The organism is Colwellia sp. (assembly GCF_013214175.1).
In the GTDB taxonomy this organism is placed as follows: Bacteria; Pseudomonadota; Gammaproteobacteria; order Enterobacterales; family Alteromonadaceae; genus Colwellia.
The window spans coordinates 1-24,881 of record NZ_JABSPA010000003.1 but is presented as its reverse complement, the minus strand read 5'-3'; the positions used below and the strand labels follow the sequence as shown (position 1 = coordinate 24,881).

The following is a 24,881-nucleotide window of genomic DNA, read 5'->3' as shown; positions in this document are numbered from 1 at the left end:
ATACGTATTCAATATTTGCTTCCTAATACTCTATCCTGTTAACCAAGTTTTAGCGGTCTATCAAGCCAAGTATGCGATGGCGATTCGCCCATTTCTTGAAGGTAATCTTTAACAAATTTGATAAATAGTTGCGTGCGTTTGGGTAGGTCTTTTCTTTTTGGATAAACAATAAAGACTCCTGAATTTGGAAAGTCATCAAGTTGTGCCACAACCTTCATCTTGCCAGCAACGACTAAAGCTTTCGCGGTAAAATGAGGCATAAGGCTAAGGCCTAGACCTTCAGCGCACATTTGGGCCATGGCTTCACCATCATCAACAATGGTTACGTTTTTTGGTTCAACATTAATGTGGCAACCTTGATAGGAGAAATTTATCGGCATTGTCCTACCTGTTTGTTTGAAGCGAAATAATACCCAAGGTAAAGCAGCCAGTACTTTATTCGAAATATCAATATCTCTGCTGGTTACTAACTTATTACCTACTCCATTGCTACTGACACCCTCATTACTGATGCAGAGAACAAAAGGCATGGGTGACAGTTTTTGTGCCACCAAGCGGCTGTCATTTAAAGTACCACTACGAATAGAAACGTCGACTGCATCACTAATCATATCAACATATTGATCATTAAAACTGACATCTAGCTGGATTTCAGGATAGGCCTGTTTAAATCGGCTTAACATTGGCAGCATATACATACGGCCATACGATACCGGTAAATTAATTTTCAGTGCACCGCTGTAACTATTATTGTCTGATTTTAATTCTTGCTCACACGACTCTAATTGTTGATAGAGAGAGCCAACGGTATCTGCATACTTCTGCCCTGCTGAGGTCAAACTTAATTGCCGAGTAGAACGATAGAGCAATTGCAAGCCGAGCTGCTCTTCTAATCTTTTAATTGCTTTACTTACCGTGGATGGATCTGTCGAATGTTTTTTGGCTGTTGCAGCAAAGCTGCCAGTCTCGATAGTCGACATAAACAAGGCGATGGTTTTAAACTTATCCATAATGCCACTTATTAATGAATTATATTCACTAATATAATTCATTATCGGCACTTCTGGTAATAATAATTTGACGTAAAATAAATTTCATTGAAATCGCTAAGCAGAAAAATATACAAATTACCTTCAACCGAATAACTAACGGAATCCTTATGCTCATGTTAAAACGATTGCTCTTATCCTTCACTCTGACATTATTTATCAGTCCTATTTTATTGGTGCAAGCCAGCAACTTATCGAAGCAGTTATTAACCATGCCAATGACACTAACCACGGGGGAAGTGATTACCTTAGAGCAATATCAAGGTAAAAAGCCAGTCTATTTAAAGTTCTGGGCAACCTGGTGCAAACCCTGTATTGAGCAAATGCCGCACTTTGAACAGATTAGCCAGCAACATGGAGAAAATTTAGCGGTTATCGCTATTAATCTAGGCATTAATGATAATTTAGCTGCAGTGCAAAAAGTGCAGCAAGAGTTTAACTTATCAATGCCTATGGCTATCGATAATAGTGGCGACTTAGCGCAAGCATTTCGATTACTCGGTACCCCGTATCATTTATTGTTTGATAAACAAATGAACTTAGTTCACCTTGGCCACAAAGCTGATTCAGTGCTTGATAACAAAATTGCCCTGATAAGTACTGACAAACAACTTGATTTACTGGCCGATAATGCCATTACAGAAACTGCATTGCCACTGGAGTTAGGGGTTAATGACAATAAAACACAGGCATTTTTATTTACGGCTACTTGGTGTGATTGGTACTTTAAAGACTCTCGCCCAAGCTCATCACAACAATGCATAGCGGCACAAAACTCAGTCAATATTTTAACCCCGCAGTTTGACAATATCGCATGGCAAGGCATAATTTCAAGACTTTGGACTGGTCCAGCTGAACTAGCGAATTACACTAAGAAGTATCAGGTAAAACATGCCATTGCGATTGATGCTAACAACGGCATGTTTCATCAATATGCCGTGAAAGAATTACCGAGCTTAGTCATTGTAAAAAATGGTCAAGTCATATTAAGAACGTCTGACTTTTCTGAGCCTGAAGCTTTAGCTGAACAAATATCCAAGCTATAAGCAGTAATCATTTACTCGTAGATTTCCGGTGCAAAGCTAAAATAAAAAAAAGCTTGCTGATTTACTCAGCAAGCCTTTCTCATTACCTTCAAAACAAGCTCAAGGTCTATTTTACCCGCATGTTATTCTGCTTTGATTGTTATGGCTGACATTGCTGAATAATTAAACTACCTACATTCGCGCCCTGTGCTGGGTTAGCGTCATTAAGTGTTAATAAAAAGCTATAACTGCCTGCTGGTAAATTAGCTGAATTATTTGTTTCACCCGCATCGCCATAAGTAACATTATAATTAATGCCGACACTAAGCTCGTCAGTATTAATACTAGTACTATCACTCGCTTGTGCCCACAATTGTGTGGTCCAGCTATCATCATCAGAAGCTAATTTAAATGACATCGCACCATCAAAATCTGCTACTGCTTGATATTGATTATTGCCTTTATAATGTAAGCGATATAACTCATTTGCACCCCAACCAGAATGATCACCTTTGACATATAGTTCACCGCCGCCAGCAATACTAAATGGAATACCATCAGCAGAGTCTGTTAATGCACTACAATCTACGGTTAGGGTAATGTTAGTAACAGTGATTTGAGGTGTTTCACCAGAAGCGTCAATGGTAAAGCTATAAATACCATCACTGTCGGCAGTAAATACCATATTGCCACCATCATCATTCACTATGATTGAACTTTCGGTAAAATTCACATCATTAAAACCTAAAGTTACACTTGCCCAGTCAGCATCAGAAAATTTAAAGATTTGCTGGCCCGCAGTTAAATTAACACTAAGAGTGTAAACGTCATTTTCTTGATAAATAAAGCTATCTTCCTCAGTTAATCCATCGTTACCCCAGTTATTCATACTGCCGCGTAAGTACACAATGGTATCACCAAATGGTCCAATATCTTCGGCATCTCGAGTAAGACCCGCGGCTAACCCTGCTCCTTGCTCGCCAACTTGTGGCTTAACAAATACTGCAGTGGTATAAGCAGGTACTGTAAAGGTTCCTTCACCAGCTCCTGCGGTAAAACTTGCTGCTTGGACACTACTATCTACAGACGTTTGCTGTATTGAATGAAGGGTAAAACCCTCGGCGGTAATTATGTTATGACTTTGCTCTGCATCAGTACCGTTAATTACCACAACAATAGCGTCATAGTTATCATCCAAATCATTTAGTTGAGAAGAGCCGCCGATGCCCGCACCAAGACCATCATCGATGCTCATCACGATTAAACCTTGGGTTTGATTAGAGCCGGTATTATGAAAACCAACACGGTCAATAATATCTTCTGCTGAAGTTAATCTAAATAATGGACTGTCACTACGTATAGCTAAGAATTCAGCAAATATCGCCGAGCTGAAATCAATATCGCTATTATCAACAGAAATTTCGCTATTACTTTTTATGGTAGCAATAGCGTCTAACTTACTATCGTTACTATTATCAATAGGCGTACCAGCCTGCCAATTATTACTTTGGTTGGTGTAGTCAACGGCGTTATACCAGTCACCTGCATCGTAGGTATTCCTGTCCATGGATTTAGAGCGCATCTTATCTAAACCTAATTGAAAGAAAGGTATGCCTTGGCTTAATAACGGAATACTAGCCGATAAGTTATGCACACGCACACGATCATCATTGAGCATTGCTGCTGGTAGGTTATATTGTAAATAATCCCATAAAGTTTCATTATCATGTTTTGAAACATAGTTAATGATATCGGCAGGATCTAAAGCGTAAGCTTTACCGTCTGAAAAATCACGGCCAAGTTTAGTAGCACCTCTAAAATTTTGCAGTTGATAGTTTTGCAAGGTACCCGCTAAACCACGACGGATTTTGTCTATTTTATTTAAGTCGGGTGATGTTACTGAAAGTACCGCTTCACGAATTGCATCACGTGGGCGATCATTAAAGGTACCAACCTCTGAGCCAGCCATTGTTTCTTGAATGGCATTTTCAAATAAACGACCACTTACTACTTCTCCCCAGTTCCAACCTTCACCATAAAAGTAATTATCAGGGTCGATAGCTTTAACCGCTTCACGGGCAGCCAAAATGTTAGCTTTAGGCATATGCCCCATAATATCAAAACGGAAGCTATCAAATTTATACTGCTTGGCCCATTGCACTAAAGAATCAACGACAAATTTACCCATCATTACATGTTCGGTAGCCGTATTATCACAACAGGTAGATTTTTCTAAATCACCAGAAACCTCGCTGTACCTGTGATAATAACCCGGCACCATTTTGTCAAAAACAGAATTGTCCCATAAACCAGAAGCTGAAGTATGGTTATAAACCACATCGAGAACTACTCTAAATCCTAAGTCGTGTAAGGCTTTGTTCATTTCGCGCATTTCTTTAATACGAGTTACGCCATCAGCATTTGAAGCATAACTGCCTTCTGGTGCATTAAAATGATGAGGATCATAACCCCAGTTAAAGCTGTCGAATTCACGCATAGCTTCTACTAAATTTTTAGCGTCATTGCTTGTTGGTTGATAACTTTCTAACACCGAAAGAATGGTGGCGCTATTATCTTCCACACCACATACAGGTGCACTAGCATTTAAAACACATAACTCGGCAACAGTATTATGAATATTAACCGTTTCTCCTACCCCTTCCTTAATGGTAGCGATATCGTTAGCAGGCAACATATGAAAATGAGTAACACCTGCATCGGCTAAACTTTTCAGGTATTGCACTGCATTTGAGTCCGTTTCAGTAAAGGCTAAATATTTACCACGATTTTCTGCTGTTGTGCTGCTATCCGTGACACTAAAATCACGAATGTGCGCTTCTAAAATCACCGCATCTTCAATTTCTGCAATTGTTGGCGATAAATGATTATCCCAATCAACAGGTTTTAAATCATCGTCATTTAAGTTAACAAATTGCGAATACAGACCATTAGTCGCTAAACTCACTGAGTAGGGGTCAGTTGACCAAATGTTTTCAATTTTTTGTGAAACTGGGTGATACACACTGACTTGATAACGGAAGAACTTACGATCATAAGAGACCTTATCACCCGTAAATGACCATATACCTGTTGCAGTATCAAGTATCATGGTTTCGGTACTGGTTAAGGTTTTAGCATCATCAAATACTTGTAAGGCAACAACTTGCGCTGTTGGCGCCCAAACTGAAGCGGTAATGTTACCCTTGGTATAAACAACACCAAATGTTGCTTCATTGGCGTCGTTATCACCTGAGGTATAAATATCATCAAGGGCTTTGGCAATTTGCACTCGCGTTGCCGATAACATCTCGTCGTCTGCTGAATACGCTATTGCCACTAACTCACCTTTTAAGGCGGCTTTAATTAATGATAAATCGGCGGTCGTGGCATAAGCTGCAAATGAATCTTTAATATGAGGCACCAATGCAGCTTCACTTTCACTAAGAGTGCTTGAAGTAAAGCTAATAAAGTTATCACCTGATATACCTGAAACAGAATCAAAGGCTAAGTCAGCATCTGCTGCATGGTATATACGCACTTCGGCGGCATTGTCTGTTGGCAGTAAAACTGTAGATGCGGTTAACCAATGTGCGCTAGCACCTTCGATAAAGGTACCTTCAGGCGCTAGTATTGCCTCGGTATATAGATCACTAATACCTGATAATGTCCAAATAGTGTGTTCACCGGTTAGATCGACTACGTTATTAGTATCGCTACCAATGTCTTTTTCATCACCGTTATGCACAATAAAATTAGCACATCCGTTATGATCAGTTTTTAGTGGCAGTATCCAATAAGCACCATAGTTAGGATCTTCACCATTTGCTACTTGACCTACATCCCAAACAGTACCTTCATCATCAGAAAAATCGGCATACGCAATACAGCCATCGCCATTCCACAAATGTAATACCCAGTCGTCATAATTATCGTCAGAGCGGTTATAGAAAATAACTAACTCGTCATCGCCTGCGATAACTACAGGTTCAGGTAAAGTATCAACCACAGGGATTGGTGTAACTTCGTCAGTCTGTTCATCACCCTCTTCACAAGCAAGTAAACTTACTGAAGTAAGAGTAACAATTAAAATATTCCTTAAGCTTTTTATTAAAATCAAAACTATTTCCTTTTATTGTTTTTTAGTTTCTCTTTTAACCTAATGACTTGTTTATTTTTAAAACAGTCGTTGCATACGTATTCAACGGGTATAGAGGACAAGCTTGACCTCTGAATACGTATGCAACCTCTATTCATCTGTAATTTGCCCCTTTATATTAAACTTGCTCACAAATAATAACGAATTAATACATGTGACAGCATAACGACAACATAAAACACTAATATATAATTATTAGGCTAAATGGAAGTTAGCTAATAAAATTAATCATGGATGGCTAGGGGAGAATATTCAATGCTACATTTTAAACCAAGCAAATTGACTTTAGCGCTACTTTCAAGTGGCTTAATGGCATTAAGCACTGCAAGTTTTGCTGCAGAAGAAACTAAATCAGCTGAAAAAATCGCGGAAGAAGACGTAGAAGTAATTCAAGTTACCGGCTTTCGTAAAAGCCTGGTTGAATCAATCAACTTAAAACGTTATTCATCAAACGTTGTTGAAGCAATTTCTGCTGAAGATATTGGTAAACTACCTGACTCTTCAATTGCTGAGTCCATTGCTCGCTTACCTGGTCTTGCGGCACAACGTATTGACGGCCGTGCTAGTAAGGTAAGTATTCGAGGTTTTGGTGAAAATGAAAGTGGCACTACCTTAAATGGTCGTGAGCAAGTGTCTATCGGTGATAACCGTGGCGTTGAATTTGACTTATACCCTTCTGAAATTATGAGCGGCGTTACCGTTTATAAAACACCAAGTGCTAGTCTTGAAGGTGAAGGTATTGCCGGTGTTATTGATTTACAAACAATTAAACCACTTAATCAAGATGGTCGCGTTATTCAATTTAACGGTGTTTATGAAAAAACCAGCTTTGATAAGCTAAACCCTGATGGCGATGATGCAGGCTTAAAGGGCACCTTCTTCTACATGGACCAATTTGCTGACGATACTTTAGGTGTTGCTTTTGCTTACACCACCATGACGTCACCAAACCAAGAGAAACGTTGGAATGCCTGGGGCTACCCAGAATTTGAATACGACGATGGTTCAAAAGGCTCTATTTTAGGTGGTGCTAAGCCATATGTTCGCTCTTCTACCTTAGAACGTGACTCAGTTATGTTAGTTATTGAAGCTGCGCCAACTAACGACTTAAAAATGACCTTTGATGCGCTTTACGTTGATTTTTTAGATACTAAAATTTTACGCGGCATTGAGATTCCTTTTGCTTGGGGTCAAGGCAACATTTCTGCTGATACCGCAGTAATTGATCCGGCAACTGGCTTTGTCACCAGTGCAATAACTCAGGGTCAACGTGTCGTAGTACGTAATGACTACGAAGAACGTGATGCTCAGTTAATGTCATTTGGTTTAAATACTTCATGGGTCGCAAGTGATAACTGGACCTTAGACTTAGATGTTAGTTACTCTAAAGTAGAACGTGATGTATACAGTGTTGAAAGTTACTCAGGTACTGGCCGTGGCGATAGCCGAGGCGCTGCTGATGACTTAGGTTACACTTTCGATTCTGGCAACACTGGCGCTACCTTTAGCCATGGTCTGGATTATAGTGATTACAATCTAATTCAATTAGGCGGCCCATTAAGCTGGGGCTGGAGTGGCGCACTTAATGATAAACATGGCGTTACTGGTACTGACTATGAAAACCAATTACAAGATGGTTTTATTAACACCCCTAGCATTGATGATGAGTTAATGTCTTTGAAGTTTGCTGCGAGTCAGGAAGTTGATTTAAGCTTTATCTCAGATATTACTTACGGTGTTGCTTATCGTGAACGTGAAAAAACTAAAAAGTCTGAAGGTTACTTTATGACCTTAAGCAGCTTTAGCTACCCTGATAACCCAGGCATGCAATCGGTACCTGAAGAGTATCGTTTAGGCTCAGCTAACTTAGACTTTATTGGTATGGGCGACATGATAGCCTACGATACCATGGGTTTGATTAACGATGGATACTATGACCTACTACAAGAAAGTCTAACTAACCCAACCCATGCCACTAAGTCTTGGATGGTTAATGAAAAAGTAATGTCGGCGTTTGTTCAAGCTGAGCTTGTTACTGATATTGCCGGTTTACCACTTACCGGTAACTTTGGTGTCCGTTATGTCTATACCGATCAGTCTTCACAAGGTAATGCCTTTAACACAGTTGATGGTTTAGTCGTTACTGAACCGACCAATGTTAGCCATGATTATGGTAATTTCTTGCCTAGCTTAAACTTATCATTACAGCTTGATGATAGTCAGACTTTGCGTTTTGGCGCAGCTAAAACCATTTCTCGTGCGCGTTTGGATGAAATGAATGCTTCATATAATGCCACATACAACCAAACACCAGATGAAAATGGCAATCACTGGAGTGTTAATGGTGGTAACCCATCACTTGAACCTAAAGAAGCCATTGGACTTGATTTATCTTATGAAAATTACTTCAGTGATGAAGGTTATTTCGCGGTAGCACTTTTCCATAAAGATTTGAAAAACTGGATTTTTGATGGTAGCTATGAAGTTGATATGACCGGTGTTGCCGACCCATCAACAGGTGAATTACCACCAACAAGCACAGGTACAGGTACCGGTAAAGTTAACGGCGGTGGCGGCACACTTTGGGGTTATGAACTTTCAGCAACTATACCGTTTAATGTAATGTCAGAGCACCTTGATGGTTTTGGACTTATTGCTAGTTACACTGGCATTGAATCAGACATGAAAGATCAAAATGGTGATGACTATCAATTACCAGGTTTATCAGACAGTATTACCAGTGCAACCTTTTATTATGATAAAAATGGTTTCTCAGCTCGTGCTAGCATGCGTAAACGTGGTGCCTTTAAAGGTGATGTTTACGGCTTAGGTTTCGATACCGTGCAAGTTGATATTGTTGGCGAAACTATTTGGGATGCACAAATAGGTTATGATTTTGGCGAAGGCGGTTTTGAAAGCTTAGAAGGTCTATCTATCTTCCTACAAGGTTATAACTTAACTGAAGAGCCATTCACTTCTTTACAAGGTGATAATGCACTACAAGTACGTGATTACCAAGATTACGGTAGCACTTACTTACTAGGTTTTAGCTACAAAATGTAAGGGTTTTCTTAAGTAACTCCTTTATATAAAGCCCTAGTGAACATGTGTTACTAGGGCTTTTGAATTTCATCAATGAAGGTTTATCGTCAGATTAAGGAAAGTGCAATGCAACAAACTAATAGTCAAAATGATACACAACGTAAGGTTCAGAATGTTGTTATTGTCGGTGGTGGTACTGCCGGTTGGATGACAGCTTCTTTACTGGCAAAAACCTTAGGTAAAACCCTCAACATAACCCTAGTTGAATCTGACAAAATAGGCATTATCGGTGTTGGCGAAGCGACTATCCCACCCATAGTTAATTTTAACCGTGCCATTGGCATTGATGAAAAATCCTTTGTTAAAGCAACCATGGGCACTATTAAGCTAGGCATAGAGTTTAATAACTGGCAGCAAGATGGTGATAGTTATATGCATGCCTTTGGCAACATAGGTAAAAAGTTTCCTTTCTGTGATTTCCATCATTTTTGGCTAAAGGATCAGCAAAATAAAAAGTCCGATAGCACCATCAATGTCAGTAGTTTTTGGGATTTCTCACTCAATTACCAAGCGGCGAAACAACATAAATTTGCCCCGATAAATAACATTCCCAATACTAATTTACCGGGTATCGCTCACGCCTATCATTTTGATGCCGGTTTATACGCTAAGTTTTTAGGTAAACACGCAATAAATATGGGTGTTAAGCGTATTGAAGGCACTATCACAAAAGTGAATCAGCATACGGACTCGGGCTTTATCGACAGTGTATTACTGGAAAACGGGACCTGTATTTCCGGAGACTTATTTATCGACTGTAGCGGACTTGCTGCCTTATTAATCGAAAAAACCCTTAGTACCGGTTATGAAGATTACTCACACTGGTTACCCTGTGATCGTGCTGTTGCGGTGCCTTGTGAAAAGGTTACGCCTATTGAGCCTTATACTCGTTCAACCGCACATAAGGTAGGCTGGCAATGGCGCATTCCACTGCAACACAGAACCGGCAATGGCTTAGTGTATTCAAGTAAATACATGAGCGATGAAGAAGCGCAAGAATTATTGCTCAATAACCTTGACGGTAAACCGCTAGCAGAGCCTAGAATTATCCCTTTTAAAACCGGTCGTCGTCGCAAGCAATGGCATAAAAATGTTATTGCCATTGGTTTATCTAGTGGCTTCTTTGAGCCCCTTGAATCAACCAATATTCATTTAATTCAAACCGCTGCCATACGATTAATGAAGTTCTTTCCTCATAATGGTATCAAACAAGCAGAGGTTGATGAGTTTAATGCTCAGTCTAAAGTTGAATTGGAAGGTATTCGTGATTTTATTATTTTGCATTACAAGCTTAACAACCGAGGTGATAGTGAGTTTTGGCGTGCTTGTCAGCGCATGGATATACCTGAATCATTGTTTCATAAAATAGAATTATTTAAAAAAACTGGTAAAGTCTTTTGTCAGCCGGATGATCTGTTTACTGAAATTGCCTGGCAGCAAGTGATGATAGGTCAAGGTAGTATTCCTGAGGATCACCATCCCCTAGTTGACACTTTATCTGACGAACAACTAAGCGATTTAATGGCAAACTTAAAGACACTTATCAATCGTACGGTGGAGAAACTCCCCAGTCATGATGAGTTTTTACAGTCACTTTAACCGCTGTGCACAATTATAAAATAAAGGCATAAAATGCAAAAAATTAATTTCACTTCATCCTCAATAACCAGCTCGCGCCTTATTTATGGCTGTATGCGCATTGTCGGTGGTAATACCCCTGCAGATAAAACCAAGGGTAAGCTAGCACTTAGAGCGGCACTTGAAGCGGGTTATAACCATTTTGATCATGCCGACATTTATGGCGGAGGTCACTGTGAAAGTTTATTTGGCGAGTTATTAACTGAGCTTAAACAAGAAACACCAACAATACGTGAACAGCTTATTATCACCTCCAAAGCGGGCATTCGCTTTGAGCCCCAGCGTTATGATTTTTCAACAGACTATTTAACTACCAGTGTTGAGAATTCTCTAAAGCGGTTAAATGTTGATTACCTAGATATGTTTTTGCTGCACCGCCCTGATTATTTATTTAATGCCGAAGAAGTAGCGCAAACTTTTCAACAGCTAAAAGCTAGCGGAAAAGTGAAACACTTTGGCGTCAGTAACTTTAGCCCGTCACAAGTAAGCTTATTGCAATCAGCGTTAGATGAGCCATTACTTGTCAATCAAATAGAAATTAATATTCATAATATCAGCAGCTTGACCGACGGTAGCTTAGATCAATGTCAGCAGTTAGGCATAACCCCTATAGCTTGGTGTCCACTCGGCGGTGTAGCTTATCCTGCTTGGGGAAATACCTTCTCTACGGCTGATGAACAACGTATTGAAATTGAATTAGCGCGGCAAGCTGAGTTATATAATTGTTCACCTTGGCAGCTTATTTTAGCTTGGTTACTTAAACATCCAGCTAATATATGTCCCATTATTGGTTCAACTACGCCTGAGCGAATTGTCGCCGCTAAACAAGCCTTAGGGATTGAATATAATCATGCTGACTGGTATCGCTTGCTTGAAGCCAGAAACGGCTATGCGCAGCCTTAAGTCGTAACCTTAAGTCGCGAATCTTTAATAAAATACTGACAGCGTATTAGTTTTGCTAATACGCTGCTTTGCCTATACGTTTTCCTATAAAAGTATACAACTAAAATTAAACTCTTAGCCCATAGAGAAAACTGCATTTCGGCAGGGTATAATGGTCATCTACTGGCTTTAATTCAATAATTTCTATTTTACCCACCACATCCGTTTCTATATTTTTTTGTATTTCATAATAGAAACGCCACATTTTATTTGACGAAACCAACTCAATATAAGGGTAACTGGTGATCTGCCAACTACCTTTAAGCTGCTCACTTTTCCGGGATTGATGGTCAGTTTTAGTTAAATATAAAAATTGATAACTAGCATCACTATTTAGCCTGAGTGTCATTGAGTCCTGACAATTTCCGCTTTCATATTCATTGACCAGATCTTGCCTTGTCACTTTATCACTTTGCCTCACCCCATCAGGCAGTAACAGCAGTCCAACACTATTTTTAGTGTAATAGTGATTGCCAGCAAAGATAAGCTGTACAGTAGGGACAAGCCAACCAATATTAGCCAGTGTATCGATTAGGATATTTAAAGTATTTTCTCCTTCAACAAATGGCGAATAAAGTAAGGTGGATTGCTCAATACCATCGGGAAAAACAAGCGTATTAACGATGATATCAAAGCCTAATCCCTCTAGATTTTTAGTCACTGCTTCAGTTTCTTCCGCTGATAAATAACGTGTATAAAGGTGCACCTTTGTTGAAGAACACGCAAAAATAAAAAAGCACATCAACAAAACACTTATCATCTTCATTTTATTACAATCCTTAGTATCCAATAAGTAACCTAGATCAAAATAACAATTGACAGCTAAGATTACAAGTGTAATCCTAATTCATGGATTACACTTGTAATAGTTAAAGATACCTAGAATTATACCTAGAAAAAAACTGGAAATAATAATGACTGAAATCAGTAATGCCGAATTTGAAGTATTAGAAGCACTGTGGCAAAACTACCCTGCTAGCGCTAACGATATAATTGCTAAACTTAATGAAAGTGCTAGTTCCAATGTTAATGCCAATAGTGCTGATGATAAAAATCAAGAGAAGCAGTGGCATGATAAAACGGTAAAAACATTGCTAAACCGCCTCGTAAAAAAACAGGCTATTAATTTTGAAAAACAGCAACGTCATTATTTATATTCCCCTTTATTAGAGCGTGAAGCTTACACATTAAAAGAAAGCACCAGCTTAATCGAGCGTATGTTTAGCGGCAAACTAGCGCCTCTGGTGGCTGGCTTTGCTAAGAAAAATGATCTTAATAAAGACGATATTAACGCATTAAAATCATTAATTTCTGACTGGGAGAAAAATAATGATTAGCGCGTTAGTTAATTCATTACTGCCATTAACCGTTTTATTGTCGCTAATGCTGCTTATTCGCCAGCCATTAAGAAAAAGTATCGATGCCAATACTGTTTATAACTTATGGCTGGTTATTCCATTGAGTTTAGTGCTTTATTTTTTGCCTTTACCTTGGCAAAATTTAAGCTGGCTAAGCATGAGTGAGCTAACAGCTATTGAATCACATAATAGCTTAATGCAACGTTATTTAGTGACGCCAAGCCAGAGCATTAGCCAGCAATTATCAATAGATAATCTGTTAGGTTTATGGCTCAGCAGTACTTGGGTGCTAGGTTTTACCCTACTTATTAGTTATTGGAGTGTTAGCCAATATAACTATCGCAGAGCGTTAAAATTAACATTCTTAACTGACGGTAAACATCAACAACAAATAGCCGAAAGTGGCATAACAAAGTTAATGCTTGCACAAAGCAGCCATATTCATAGCCCAATACTTATCGGTTTATTCAAACAAGTTTTAGTTATTCCTGAGGACTTTGAGACACTTTATAGCACTGAGCAGCAACAGCTGATCATCAGTCATGAAATGTGTCATTTTTCTCAGCACCATATGTGGACGAATCAGCTAGCGCTTATGCTCTTAGCGCTATTTTGGTTCAATCCGCTAGCTTGGCGTGCTTATGCGGCATTTCGTCAAGATCAAGAGCATTCCTGTGACCAAGTTGTTTTGGCGCGAAAGCATACCCAATCCAGGATCCAATACTGTAAAGCACTAGTCTTAGCGGCGGAAACGTCACCACCTAACGCTTTTACCTTACTTAGTTTTAAGAATAGTTTTAAGCAAAATGGAGAACAACACTTTATGTTTAATCGAATAGAACAAATAAAACAGATGTCAAAAGCCTTCTCAGCAAAGAGCACTATCGCTAAAGTAGCTAAACTAAGTTTGGTTACCCTAGTATCAAGCTCATTACTGGCTGGTGTTAGTTATGCGGGTCATCAACTGCACCAAGATGAAAGTAAAAAGGGTAGCATTCAAAAAGTAGTCAATGGCCTATCGCCTACCATCCGGATTGAACCTAAATACCCTGTTACCGCAGCTAAAGCGGGAACAGAAGGCTCAGTGGTATTGATGTTTAATGTAGAAGCCGATGGCTCGGTAAGTCATGTCGAAGTGATTAATGGCAAGCCCGCTTATATCTTTGATAAATCTGCGGTCACCGCTTTAAAACAGTGGCGCTATAATGCCACTGATACTATTCATACCAACTTATTAGTGCAATTAGACTTTGTCATGAGTGAGTCATCTGCCATGCCAGAGTCTTTGATTGAACGTATCAAAGTAAGTCAGTAGATTATAAATAATTAATCCGTTGAACCTGTAAGGCCTTCCCTGCGTTACAGGTTTTTTTATCTTTTGTTTTTCATGACCCTTTAAATTTTATCTTTCCCATTAAAAGATACCCTGCCTTGTTACAAATAAAAATGATATACAATATACCGAACTTACTTCATAGTACGTTTATCTAAGACCACTCGACCTAATTTATGGCCGAATTTGGTAAACCAACAAGTTCAAATAAGAAGAAGATTAATGCCATTAATTAGAAATGCATCGTTAGCATTAACACTAATATCGCTCATGTTATTGCCACTGCTTGCTTTAGCAACGACAAATAATACCAGCAATGTCATCGATAGAGCTGGTACACCTAAACAACATAAAGACTACGACAAATACCAAAACCAACGTTTTAATCCACTGTTTGATTTAGGCGCTTGGCACGGTTTTTTATTGCCTGAGCAAGAAAATAATTACGCCGCCTTCACTGGTCCTATGATTATTGCCGAAGAATACAGCTTATTTATTGCTGAAAAATTAGAGCTGTTAACTATTAGGGATTTATCCCGAAAAGAAAACTTAGACTTTTCAAAAGCAAAAATAGAACGTACTTCAAGTCCTGGTCAACTGCAGCAAAAATTTGTATTTAAAGAGCTAACGCTAGATTTAACCTTACATTTCATCAGTAGCCGAACAGCTATTATTGAAACAAAAATAACCAACCACAGTAATGACAAACTTGCTTTGACACTAACATGGCAAGGTCAGTTATTGTCACAATGGGATGATAAAAAGACCGTTAAACAAGCCCTGCCCCAATGGCAAAGAAGTCTTGCTGCAAATGCTAACGGAATAACTTTTCATTTTAGTGAAGTGCGCAATACCTGGAATATTATGACCAGTGATAGTGCGCAATATCAAATAACACGTTCACTCGCGACTAAAACCACCATTAACCAAAAACAGCATAGCTACCAGAGCACAGGCACAATCAACATTGCTAAAAATAGCAGTACTAGCCTATTTAGTACACAAAGTTACTTTCATAACCAAACTGAAGCAGATGCTGAGCAAGCTTTTATCAAAACAGCTTTGGAAAAACCTCAAGAGAAAATTGTAGCGACACAACAACGTTGGCAGCAATACCTTGAAAAAGGCATGGCCGTTGGCAAGCGAAGTAAAGCTCAAAATAAAGTCGCTATCAAAGCCATTGAAACCCTTAATGGCAATTGGCGTAGTCCGGCCGGTAAATTAAGCCACGCTGGTGTTACGCCTTCGGTTACCGCACGTTGGTTTAATGGTGTATGGGCGTGGGATAGCTGGAAACATGCTTATGCCATGGCGCACTTTAATAGCGAAATCGCCAAAGAAAATATTCGTGCAATGTTTGCCTATCAAATTCAAGCAGATGATGCCCTTAGACCACAAGATGAAGGCATGGTAATTGACGCCATATTTTACAACAAAGACCAAGCCCGTGGCGGTGACGGCGGTAATTGGAATGAGCGCAACACTAAACCACCACTGGCTAGTTGGGCGGTATGGGAGATATATAAAGCTACAAAAGATGTTAGCTTTATCGAAGAAATGTTACCTAAATTACAGCGCTATCATCAATGGTGGTATCGCAACAGAGATCATAACCAAAACGGTTTGGTTGAGTATGGTGCAACTAAACATAGATACCATAATAACGCACAAGGCGATATCAGCTTTAAAGTGCGCTATGTAACTCCTCCTAATAACGCTAAACCTAGCAACGCTAAGCCTAAAAGCCCCAGCATTGACTTAAGTTCCTGCCAAAGCGCAGATGAAAATTGGTATCTTTGCTCAGGTATCAGCCTTTACCGAAATATCATCGCCAGTAGCGATTATGATGATATTGATATTGGTGCTCAACATGGCGCGGGTTGGGAGTCGGGTATGGACAATGCCGCCAGATTCGGTTTTATCAATGCCGAGCAATTATCAGATTATGCCAAGAAAAACTACCAAGGCGACGTAAATAAGGCTCGTAAAGATTGGCAAGTGATGTTCTATCAAAACACGAATGACGCCGGTGATTTATTAGGTTTCTCAATCAATCAAGAATCGGTAGAGTTAAATACCTACCTTGCTCATGAAAAAACATTATTGGCCAATATGGCAGAGCTACTGCAGCAAAAAAATCTCGCCGCAGACTATAGGCAAGCAGCTAAAGTGTTAGCCAAACGTATTAACCAGTGTTTCTTCGATGAAGCTAGAGGCTTTTACTATGACCGAAGTTTTACCGCCACTAATATGAAGAGTGATAAAATCGACAAAAATGGCTGTAGCGGTAAATTATTAACGGCACGTGGTAGAGGACCTGAGGGCTGGAGTCCATTATGGGCCAATATAGCTGACGTAGATAAAGCCGAGCGGGTAAAAAATGTCATGTTAAAGAGTAATGAGTTTAATACCACTATCCCGCTAGGTACAGCTGCACTCTCCAATCCAGCTTATGATGCTGACATATACTGGCGTGGCCGTGTTTGGTTAGATCAAGTCTATTTTGGCTTAATCGCCCTCGATAATTATGGTTATCATCAAGAAGCTAAAACCTTAGCAGAAAAATTATTTAATAATGCCGAAGGTTTGAGTGAAAATGGTGCGATTAGAGAGAACTACAACCCTGAAACGGGCGCGGTACAAGGCGCTACCAACTTTAGCTGGAGTGCTGCACATTTATTGATGTTATACCGAGAGTTTTTGGCTAAATAAATGGCCTAAATATCCAATAACATCGTTGCTTTCAATCCCAATAGCCAGCTATTGGTCAATCAAGCGCCTTGTTCTTGAAAATTTATCCTCATTATTATTTTATCTGGTGATTAATATAATTGATAAAAATAGAAAAGCGACTATTAGCTAATTAGAAGCTTTTCGTTAAATAAATTTAAATCAAGCTTATGCTGTAAGGGTAACTTTACCTACCGCTTTGCCAGAAGCAAGGTAATCGTGAGCTTTTGCGACTTCCCAAATTGAGAAGTTGCTTTCATCAATAATAGGGGTGATCTTGCCTGCATCAACAAGTTCAGCAATCTCAGTAAGAATACGACCATGTGATTCTTGGTTAATGCCATGACATAATGGAATAAGCATCAAAATACTGTGGAATGACAAACTTTTAAGGGCAATTTGTAATGGATCGGCAATAGGTAAAATCGTTGCCACATGACCATTATACTTAGCAGCCTCAAAGGACTTTTCAATGTTATCACCGGCAACCGTATCAAATATTTTATCAAAACCAACACCAGCAGTGTGAGCCTGTACATAGTCTGCAACCGACTCAGTTTTATAATCAACTAAATTATCTGCACCCAGTGTTTTGGCTAGCGCTTCATTAGCAGGAGAATAAGTAGCAGTTACCTTAGCACCAAGCACTTTTGCTAATTGAATAGCAATATGACCAACGCCGCCCGTAGCGCCATGAATAAGCACATGGTCTCCGGCTTTAACATTCATTTTTTGCACAAGTGCTTCATAAGCAGTGATTGCTACCAAAGGCAAAGCAGCAGCTTGTTTCATGCTTAGGGTTTTAGGCTTCATCGCCATTAAACGGGCATCAACCAACATAAATTCAGCTAAAGCACCATCAACACCGTTAAGTCCACCAGCCATACCGTAAACTTCATCACCAATTTTGAAGTTACTTACGTCTTCAGCCACTTCAACCACAATACCCGCAACATCGCCGTGTAATACTTCAGGTAAGTTTGTCGACCATGGCAATTCAATTGAACGCAACATGGTATCAATTGGATTGACACTGCTAGCTTTTACTTCTACTACCATATGGCCCGATTTCGCGACTGGTTTTGCTTTTTCAACAAGTTGGAAAACGTCTGTGCTACCGATTTCTTTAATGATCATTGCTTTCATAATTTTACTCTCTATATATTTAAATTAGTTTGCATATTTTCTTATGCTACTTGCTTAGCTATTTACTTAGTTGATTACATAAGTAAAGGCTTTGCTTGTTCGTTTAAGTGCGGCCATTTTATGCCTTGCCAACAAAGCAAACCATTACCTAACTGACAAATCACCTTTGCTTTTAAAGCAAGGCAAAGTTAAAGTAGTTATTAATAAGAGTTAGTGCCTGAGAGCCCTTATTTAGCAGACCTTGTTTAAGAGCAGGCCTAAAGGAATAAAGATGAGTTCATTAAATCGATTACTGTATTTTAATTGTGTGGTAGAAACCGGTAGCATTTCAGCTGCGAGCCGAATATTTGATGTCCAGCCCTCTTCTATTTCAAGGCAATTAGCAGCACTTGAACAAGAGCTAGGTGTGCGTTTGTTAAATAAAACCACTCGAAATACTGGCTTAACTGAAGCGGGTCAAAAATATTACGAGTATTCTCAGCGTATTGTTGCTGAATTTGATGAAGCGAAAAAGGCCGTTAATGACTTACAAGAAAATCCCAAAGGCAAACTAAAAATAAGTATGACCGTCGGCTTTGGCGAAAGCATTGTACTGCCATTGATTCCCAAATTTATCGCCTTATATCCTGATATCAATATCAAACTTGAGTTAACCGAGCGCGTTGTTGATCTGGTAGAAGAAAATATTGATGTTGCTATTCGCAGTGGTCGCTTAACTGACTCAAGTATGATTGCCAAACACTTGGCTTTTAATAACTTTTTACTTTGCGCCAGCCCACAATATTTAGCCAGTGAAGGTACGCCGCAAAGCCCTGAAGAGCTAATTGATCATCAATGTATCCGCTACAGCTATTCTCGTTGGCAAGATTGGTATTTAATGGCTGAACAAAGAACAAAATTAACCATTAGCGATACTATTTCTGTGAACTCAGTTAACGGTCAAAAGCAACTGGTGCTAAATGGCAGTGGCTTAACGTTAATGCCACTATGGGCTGTTAGAAAAGAGTTAGCCGATGGCACGCTCATCCAAGTAATGCCCGAACATACCTTTAGTCCTTATGAAGAACTAAGCTCCACCTACGCTATTTATTTAAAGCGAGAAATGGTGTCAGTTAAAACACGGGTTTTCTTAGACTTTCTAGTAGATAATTTAGTGGCAAACGTAGTAGAAAACAGGGTAGAAGATTAAATTGAAAACATGGTCGACTTTGATAACTAACACAGAAAACAGGAGAGTGTGCCCTTGCTAATATTTGATTTTTTTTTGTTGCTGTTTTTTGCCTTAATAGTGCTATTTATTACCGTGTCGATCATCTATAACACAGTAAAATTAGGCATTTCACCAATGCCAAGCTCAAATAAAGCTTACCTAGCGATGATGCAATTAATTGACGAAGCGGGATTAGAAACAAAAGCAGGGTCGATAATTGATCTGGGTAGTGGCTGGGGCAATTTTGTAATACGTATTGCCAAGCGACATCCGCAAAGGACAGTAGTAGGTTATGAATTATCCTACCTGCCATGGCTAATATCCTCCTTACTTAAGAAGCTACTGGGATTAAAGAACTTAACTTTACATCGACAAGATTTTTATCAGGCGGACTTATCTTCCGCATCGATATTAGTGTGTTATTTATTCCCACAGGCGATGGAGAAAATCAGCGATAAGCTGCACTTAAAACAAGCAGGCGTTAACTTTCTTATCAGCAATAATTTTGCCCTACCAGCATGGCAACCTTACAAGACTATACAAATCGATGATTTTTATAAATCCCCGGTTTACCTATATAAAATTTATAAAAAACAAAGGTGAAAACAAGCAATGTTAAGCTTTTAGATTTCAGGTATTGACCAATGACAGCCAGTACCACAAAGACGATCTAATTAAGACGTGAATTTATCTTAATAAATAGTCCGCTTTGCCACCATTGCTGTTATTCATGGTTAAGCTGGTAACGATCACGTTGTGCACATTGACGTTAACCCTCCTCGATATGAAGGTCAACTTTCCGACCATTCAACTGACATAAATTTTAAATTATATGGCAAAGGGAGAAACCCCCGGATAGTCTCATATGGAATATGTGTACAAATATAAGTCTAAACTTCAGGTTAAAAACCGGTGATATTGAGTCTACTGACTTAAAATATATTTTACTTTTATAGATTTCCCTCTATCCCACAAGTTTTTTTAACTGTCCTCTTATCCAAATATGAAGAGGGTCCTGGTTAGATCTTTGATGCCAGACAGCAATGACTTCAAAATTAGGAGGATACTCTTCTAATTCGATAGTTTTAAGCTGTAGGTCAGGGAGTAAACGTGAGGGAATAAAGCCGCATAAATCACTTTCGCCGATACATGCTTTGGCTGCCGTGAAAGTAGGTACTGACAGCACTACATTTCTGGGGTGGCCTTGTTCTTCAAACCATAAATTAGCGGCCCCACTAAATTCTCCGCTGGAAGGAGAAACCACTAATTGAGGAATTTGAGCTATGGCTGCCACCGACATCTTTTTTTTCACTTTCTTGTTGGTCTTACCGGCAACACAAACATAGTTTTCATTGTACAAGAGCATGGAAGGGTAGCTCTCAGGCACAAATGCAGGGTTACTGATCACTAAATCGACGTCGCCAGTCATTAAAGATTCTGCCAATTTATCTAATTCCAGCTTCCGCACTGCCAATTTCAAATTAGGTGCTTTTTGACGAAGCAGATTCACTAACTTAGGCAGAATGACTCTTTGTTCGAAATCGGTGGAACTGATGGAAAACAGGTCTGTAGCAGTGGCCGGATCGAAGATATCAGGTTTGAGCAGGTTTTCTAATGATTCCAAAATGTGATCTATTTTAGGCTTAAGAGATTCGACAAAAGGGGTGGGGATAACTCCGTTACTAGTTCGAATAAACAATCGATCATCGAAGGTATCGCGCAATTTACGCAGTTGGTCACTTATTGCTTGTTGGGAGACATCCATTTTCTCTGCTACACGGGATAAATTCCGCTCTTTAAGCAATCCTTGAAGAATTCGTAACTGACGAATATCTATTTTATTTAAAAGTTTCATTTGTATCACTTACAGGTTCATCTTGTTTTTAATTGTATCTGTGTCGGTTTAAAATAGCACCTATCTATTACATATTATAAATGAACTAAACAGTTCATTTCAGGAGTTTTTATGTCGTTTTCCAGTTTGTTCAGCGAAGTTTCACTTGGCCCTTATAAATTAAAAAATCGTATTGTTTTGCCCCCGTTAACTCGCTCAAGAAGTTCACAACCTGGCAATATCCCTAATGAGCTGATGGCAGAATATTATTCTCAACGTACGGGAGCTGGATTTATGGTCACTGAAGGGTCTCAAATTGAACCCAGAGGTCAAGGGTACGCTTGGACACCGGGCATTCATAGCAAAGCACAAGTCGAAGGTTGGAAGAAAGTAACCAAAGCAGTACATGACAAAGATGGCGTGATCTTCTCGCAGCTTTGGCATGTTGGTCGTGTCTCTCATAACTCGCTGCAACCAAATCAAGAATCGCCTGTAGGACCTTCTGATATAAAAGCGGATTCGGTAAGTGTGTTCATTGAAACAGGGCCAGGCGAAGGTGCATTGGCAGACCCAAGTCAGCCAAGAGCATTATCAACCGAAGAAGTCGAAGCCTTAGTAGGCATGTATCGCAATGCGGCAATTAATGCCAAAGAGGCCGGCTTTGATGGGGTTGAATTGCACTGCGCTAATGGTTACTTGGTTAACCAGTTTATTTCTGAGCACACCAACACCAGAACAGATAAATACGGAGGAAGTTTAAAGAACCGCTTACTATTTTTGAAAGAAATTACCCAAGCCGTCACTGAAGTTTTTGGCCACGACAAAGTAGGTGTGCGTTTCGCCCCCTTGTTTGAAAGCACCGATGAAGACCGGGTGTATTTAGGCTTGGTTGAAAGTGATCCGCACACAACTTACATCGAAGCCATTAAAGTTCTGAACGAAGTAGGCATAGCCTATTTATCATTGGCAGAAGCCGATTGGGATAACGCGCCGGATTTACCTGAAGCGTTTTACCAAGAAGTAAGAGATACCTTCGAAGGATTAATTATGTACGCTGGTAAATACACGCCAGAGAAAGCACAGAGAGTGTTGACAGAAGGTAAAGGTGACATTTTTGGTTTCGGTCGCCCATTCATTGCTAACCCGGATTTACCAGAACGAATTCGTAATGAATGGCCTTTAAATGATGTTGATCCTACCAGCATGTATGGCGGCACGGATAAAGGCTATACCGATTACCCTAAATTCTCTGGGTGATATAAAAACATACCATCGTAACGGTATTTGCTCACCAGAAAATCAAGGAAAGTCATAATTTTGGTCCTCGAAGGCCTGACCTAAGTTATCGTCTAGTGCAGTGGCTAATTGATTTTAGCCACTGCACTAGCTGCTTTCATTAGTGAAGTTAACATAAATAGTATTAAAAATAACATCATTTAACCGTCCTAAAAGTGGCAATTTCGATCGTTTAGTTTGTCTGATAATAAAAGCTAGTTTCTGAAATTTCCTCAACAATATCATATTCTAACCCTATGTGATTGGAGACTCCTGCTTTTGGTAATTTAGCATAATGCTCAATTACAACTCCCCAGTGATTATCTCCTATCCCACCAAATATTACATTTGTACTGACTTCATCTATTTTAGCTATTGCAGCTACTTTGTGTTCTCCCATAATAGCTCTTAATTTATTTGAGCTAGCAGATAGAGCCATTAGTTTAGGAGCATCCGCGAGTTTAGAGGTAACTTCAAAGTTTCCTGATGGAACAAACCCTGCGTGTTCTGAGGGGAAGTAAGTAATTAGAGTCGTAGGGCTATAAAAGGTGTTATTTACACGATAAACATGATGTGCGGTTTGTTGGACAATGAATATCTCTTTATTTTTATGTAGTTTTTTTAATTGTAAAGAGGCGTCCAGTAAAAAGGCATCGATTACTTTTAACCGTTCAGTTTTACATTTATTCTTTTTACAAATTGACACACTTGGCAAATTAGAGAGTTGTTTTTTGTTAATATTAAGTAATGCTGCACCGAACACTCCAAAGTTAAAATTTGCGAAATCTTGTTTGTCCTTGTTATCCCCAAACTTAAGTGGACGAACATCTAACAAATTAAATGGTTCAAAGGAAGGTAAGTAAGCTAGTGGTAAATCTGTTTTTGGTAACATTTCACGTATATGCTTTATAAAAGTACGATACTCATTATCAATTTCTTTAGTAAAGTAATTTGGGGCATCAGCATGCACAGTAGGAGAAAGTAGGGCACAGATGAAAAAGAAAATTTTTAATAGTTGGGACATAACCTTCCTTGTTTATGCTGACTCCACTGCATAAAATTTAACGACAGCTTATCGCTCTAGGCCGACATTAATCTTTTCAGTTACTTACGTCAACTATGCGCACCAAGAAGTAGTTAACAAAGACCTATTTTTCGTTAGCAATTGATTACGACCTAAGGTTCACTTTTACCACATTGCTGACATTAGCAATTACAGCTAATTGGACAGGTTCCATTAGATTTTGTATTGAAATAGCGTTTACTTGAGCCATAGTCTCTTGTATGTATTACTCTAAAAGTTAGTATTTAATTTTTTATACTCTTCAACGTTTTTTTTCAATTCTTTATCCGCGAAAATAATCATAGCTTCATAAAGGTGCTCAGCCATACCAACTTGATAATTCTCATAAACAGCTTTAGTAATTGGTTCCGATATGGTTTTATCGGCTAGTATTAAATAACCGCTATATCCAATCCCTTTAAAGCTATCTCCGTGAATTTTTTTAAATAAGCTATTCATAAGAAGATAATGAGCTTTTATTTTTTCCTGAACTTTTTCGGAGCCTACAGAAACAGATAACATTAATTTGTAGTCCAATGCCCATTCATCAGTTTGTTTTGTTGATAGTTCTATTTCAATTTTACTAAGTCCACCTAAAGATGAAAGCATTGAGTCAAATGCATCATCGCCTTTGTGTTTCATTAGTTTTTCAGTAAAGCCTCCAGGCATATCACTAAAAAGTAGCTCTAAGTTTTTTTCACCTGCTAAAGTATTCATCGTAACCTCGATACTGTTAATAATTAATTGAGTTTCTTCTTGTCGTTTTAACAGTAGTTTTTTTTGATTACTTAATATTTGTAAAAATTCTAGCTCTTTGGCATAGATTAAGTCTTTTATTTGAGCAAGACTAAAGTCCAATTCACGATAAATAATTATTTGTTTAAGTAAAGCAAGATGTTTTTGGGTATATTCGCGGTAGTGATTATCAATACGTCGGTGTGGCTTTAATAGGCCAACCTTATCGTAATAATGAAGTGTTCGAATAGTAACACCCGAAATTTCGCTTAGCTTACTTACACT

Annotated in this window: 17 protein-coding genes; 10 read left to right on the top strand and 7 right to left on the bottom strand. The window is 39.0% G+C overall.

Features of this window, described 5'->3' with window-relative positions; translation table 11 throughout:
• Positions 1-38: 38 nt before the first annotated feature.
• Positions 39-1,010: a LysR family transcriptional regulator gene (locus tag HRT55_RS08580; RefSeq protein ID WP_291610370.1), complete on the bottom strand. Its 972-nt coding sequence runs from the start codon at positions 1,008-1,010 to the stop codon at positions 39-41.
• 149 nt (positions 1,011-1,159) lie between these two features.
• On the opposite strand from HRT55_RS08580, the gene HRT55_RS08575 reads away from it, so the two are divergent.
• Positions 1,160-2,095: a redoxin domain-containing protein gene (locus tag HRT55_RS08575; RefSeq protein WP_291620514.1), complete on the top strand. Its 936-nt coding sequence runs from the start codon at positions 1,160-1,162 to the stop codon at positions 2,093-2,095.
• A 139-nt stretch (positions 2,096-2,234) separates the two neighbouring features.
• Here HRT55_RS08575 and HRT55_RS08570 read toward each other — a convergent pair whose 3' ends face one another.
• Entirely contained in the window at positions 2,235-6,191 is a 3,957-nt protein-coding gene (locus HRT55_RS08570) for an alpha-1,6-glucosidase domain-containing protein (protein WP_291620513.1), read from the bottom strand.
• Positions 6,192-6,485: 294 nt separating this feature from the next.
• Here HRT55_RS08570 and HRT55_RS08565 point away from each other — a divergent pair, with 294 nt between their 5' ends.
• The 3 genes from HRT55_RS08565 (at position 6,486) to HRT55_RS08555 (ending at position 11,873) form a co-directional block, all read left to right on the top strand.
• A complete protein-coding gene (locus HRT55_RS08565; protein ID WP_291620511.1) occupies positions 6,486-9,293 on the top strand; it encodes a TonB-dependent receptor in 2,808 nt (935 codons plus the stop codon).
• Positions 9,294-9,398: 105 nt separating this feature from the next.
• Positions 9,399-10,931, top strand: coding sequence for a tryptophan halogenase family protein (locus HRT55_RS08560; RefSeq protein WP_291620509.1), 1,533 nt, complete (start codon positions 9,399-9,401; stop codon positions 10,929-10,931).
• A 33-nt stretch (positions 10,932-10,964) separates the two neighbouring features.
• On the top strand, positions 10,965-11,873 hold the full coding sequence (locus tag HRT55_RS08555; protein ID WP_291620507.1) for an aldo/keto reductase family oxidoreductase: 909 nt from the start codon (positions 10,965-10,967) through the stop codon (positions 11,871-11,873).
• 106 nt (positions 11,874-11,979) lie between these two features.
• Here HRT55_RS08555 and HRT55_RS08550 read toward each other — a convergent pair whose 3' ends face one another.
• Positions 11,980-12,678, bottom strand: a complete 699-nt coding sequence (locus HRT55_RS08550) for a hypothetical protein (protein ID WP_291620505.1) — start codon at positions 12,676-12,678, stop codon at positions 11,980-11,982.
• Positions 12,679-12,826: 148 nt separating this feature from the next.
• Here HRT55_RS08550 and HRT55_RS08545 point away from each other — a divergent pair, with 148 nt between their 5' ends.
• From HRT55_RS08545 to ygjK, 3 genes are all read left to right on the top strand, one after another.
• Positions 12,827-13,249 (top strand): BlaI/MecI/CopY family transcriptional regulator, encoded by a 423-nt coding sequence (locus HRT55_RS08545; RefSeq protein WP_291620503.1) that lies wholly within the window; start codon positions 12,827-12,829, stop codon positions 13,247-13,249.
• Positions 13,242-14,585, top strand: coding sequence for a M56 family metallopeptidase (locus HRT55_RS08540; protein WP_291620502.1), 1,344 nt, complete (start codon positions 13,242-13,244; stop codon positions 14,583-14,585). Before HRT55_RS08545 ends, HRT55_RS08540 begins: the two co-directional genes overlap by 8 nt.
• Before the next feature lie 240 nt (positions 14,586-14,825).
• Positions 14,826-17,315, top strand: coding sequence for an alpha-glucosidase (gene ygjK, locus HRT55_RS08535; RefSeq protein WP_291620501.1), 2,490 nt, complete (start codon positions 14,826-14,828; stop codon positions 17,313-17,315).
• Positions 17,316-17,501: 186 nt separating this feature from the next.
• Here ygjK and HRT55_RS08530 read toward each other — a convergent pair whose 3' ends face one another.
• Entirely contained in the window at positions 17,502-18,479 is a 978-nt protein-coding gene (locus tag HRT55_RS08530; RefSeq protein WP_291620500.1) for a zinc-dependent alcohol dehydrogenase family protein, read from the bottom strand.
• A gap of 271 nt (positions 18,480-18,750) precedes the next feature.
• On the opposite strand from HRT55_RS08530, the gene HRT55_RS08525 reads away from it, so the two are divergent.
• Both HRT55_RS08525 and HRT55_RS08520 read left to right on the top strand, forming a co-directional pair.
• Positions 18,751-19,668: a LysR family transcriptional regulator gene (locus tag HRT55_RS08525; protein ID WP_291610392.1), complete on the top strand. Its 918-nt coding sequence runs from the start codon at positions 18,751-18,753 to the stop codon at positions 19,666-19,668.
• Between the two features lie 54 nt (positions 19,669-19,722).
• Positions 19,723-20,292, top strand: a complete 570-nt coding sequence (locus HRT55_RS08520; protein ID WP_291620498.1) for a class I SAM-dependent methyltransferase — start codon at positions 19,723-19,725, stop codon at positions 20,290-20,292.
• A gap of 361 nt (positions 20,293-20,653) precedes the next feature.
• On the opposite strand, the gene HRT55_RS08515 is transcribed toward HRT55_RS08520, so the two are convergent.
• Positions 20,654-21,544, bottom strand: coding sequence for a LysR family transcriptional regulator (locus HRT55_RS08515; protein WP_291620495.1), 891 nt, complete (start codon positions 21,542-21,544; stop codon positions 20,654-20,656).
• 111 nt (positions 21,545-21,655) lie between these two features.
• On the opposite strand from HRT55_RS08515, the gene HRT55_RS08510 reads away from it, so the two are divergent.
• A complete protein-coding gene (locus HRT55_RS08510; RefSeq protein WP_291620493.1) occupies positions 21,656-22,780 on the top strand; it encodes an alkene reductase in 1,125 nt (374 codons plus the stop codon).
• A gap of 211 nt (positions 22,781-22,991) precedes the next feature.
• Here HRT55_RS08510 and HRT55_RS08505 read toward each other — a convergent pair whose 3' ends face one another.
• Together HRT55_RS08505 and HRT55_RS08500 are read right to left on the bottom strand one after the other, a co-directional pair.
• Positions 22,992-23,822 (bottom strand): hypothetical protein, encoded by an 831-nt coding sequence (locus HRT55_RS08505; protein ID WP_291620491.1) that lies wholly within the window; start codon positions 23,820-23,822, stop codon positions 22,992-22,994.
• A 270-nt stretch (positions 23,823-24,092) separates the two neighbouring features.
• Positions 24,093-24,881, bottom strand: a 789-nt coding sequence (locus HRT55_RS08500) for a MerR family transcriptional regulator (RefSeq protein WP_291620489.1), incomplete at its 5' end; no start/stop codon positions are given.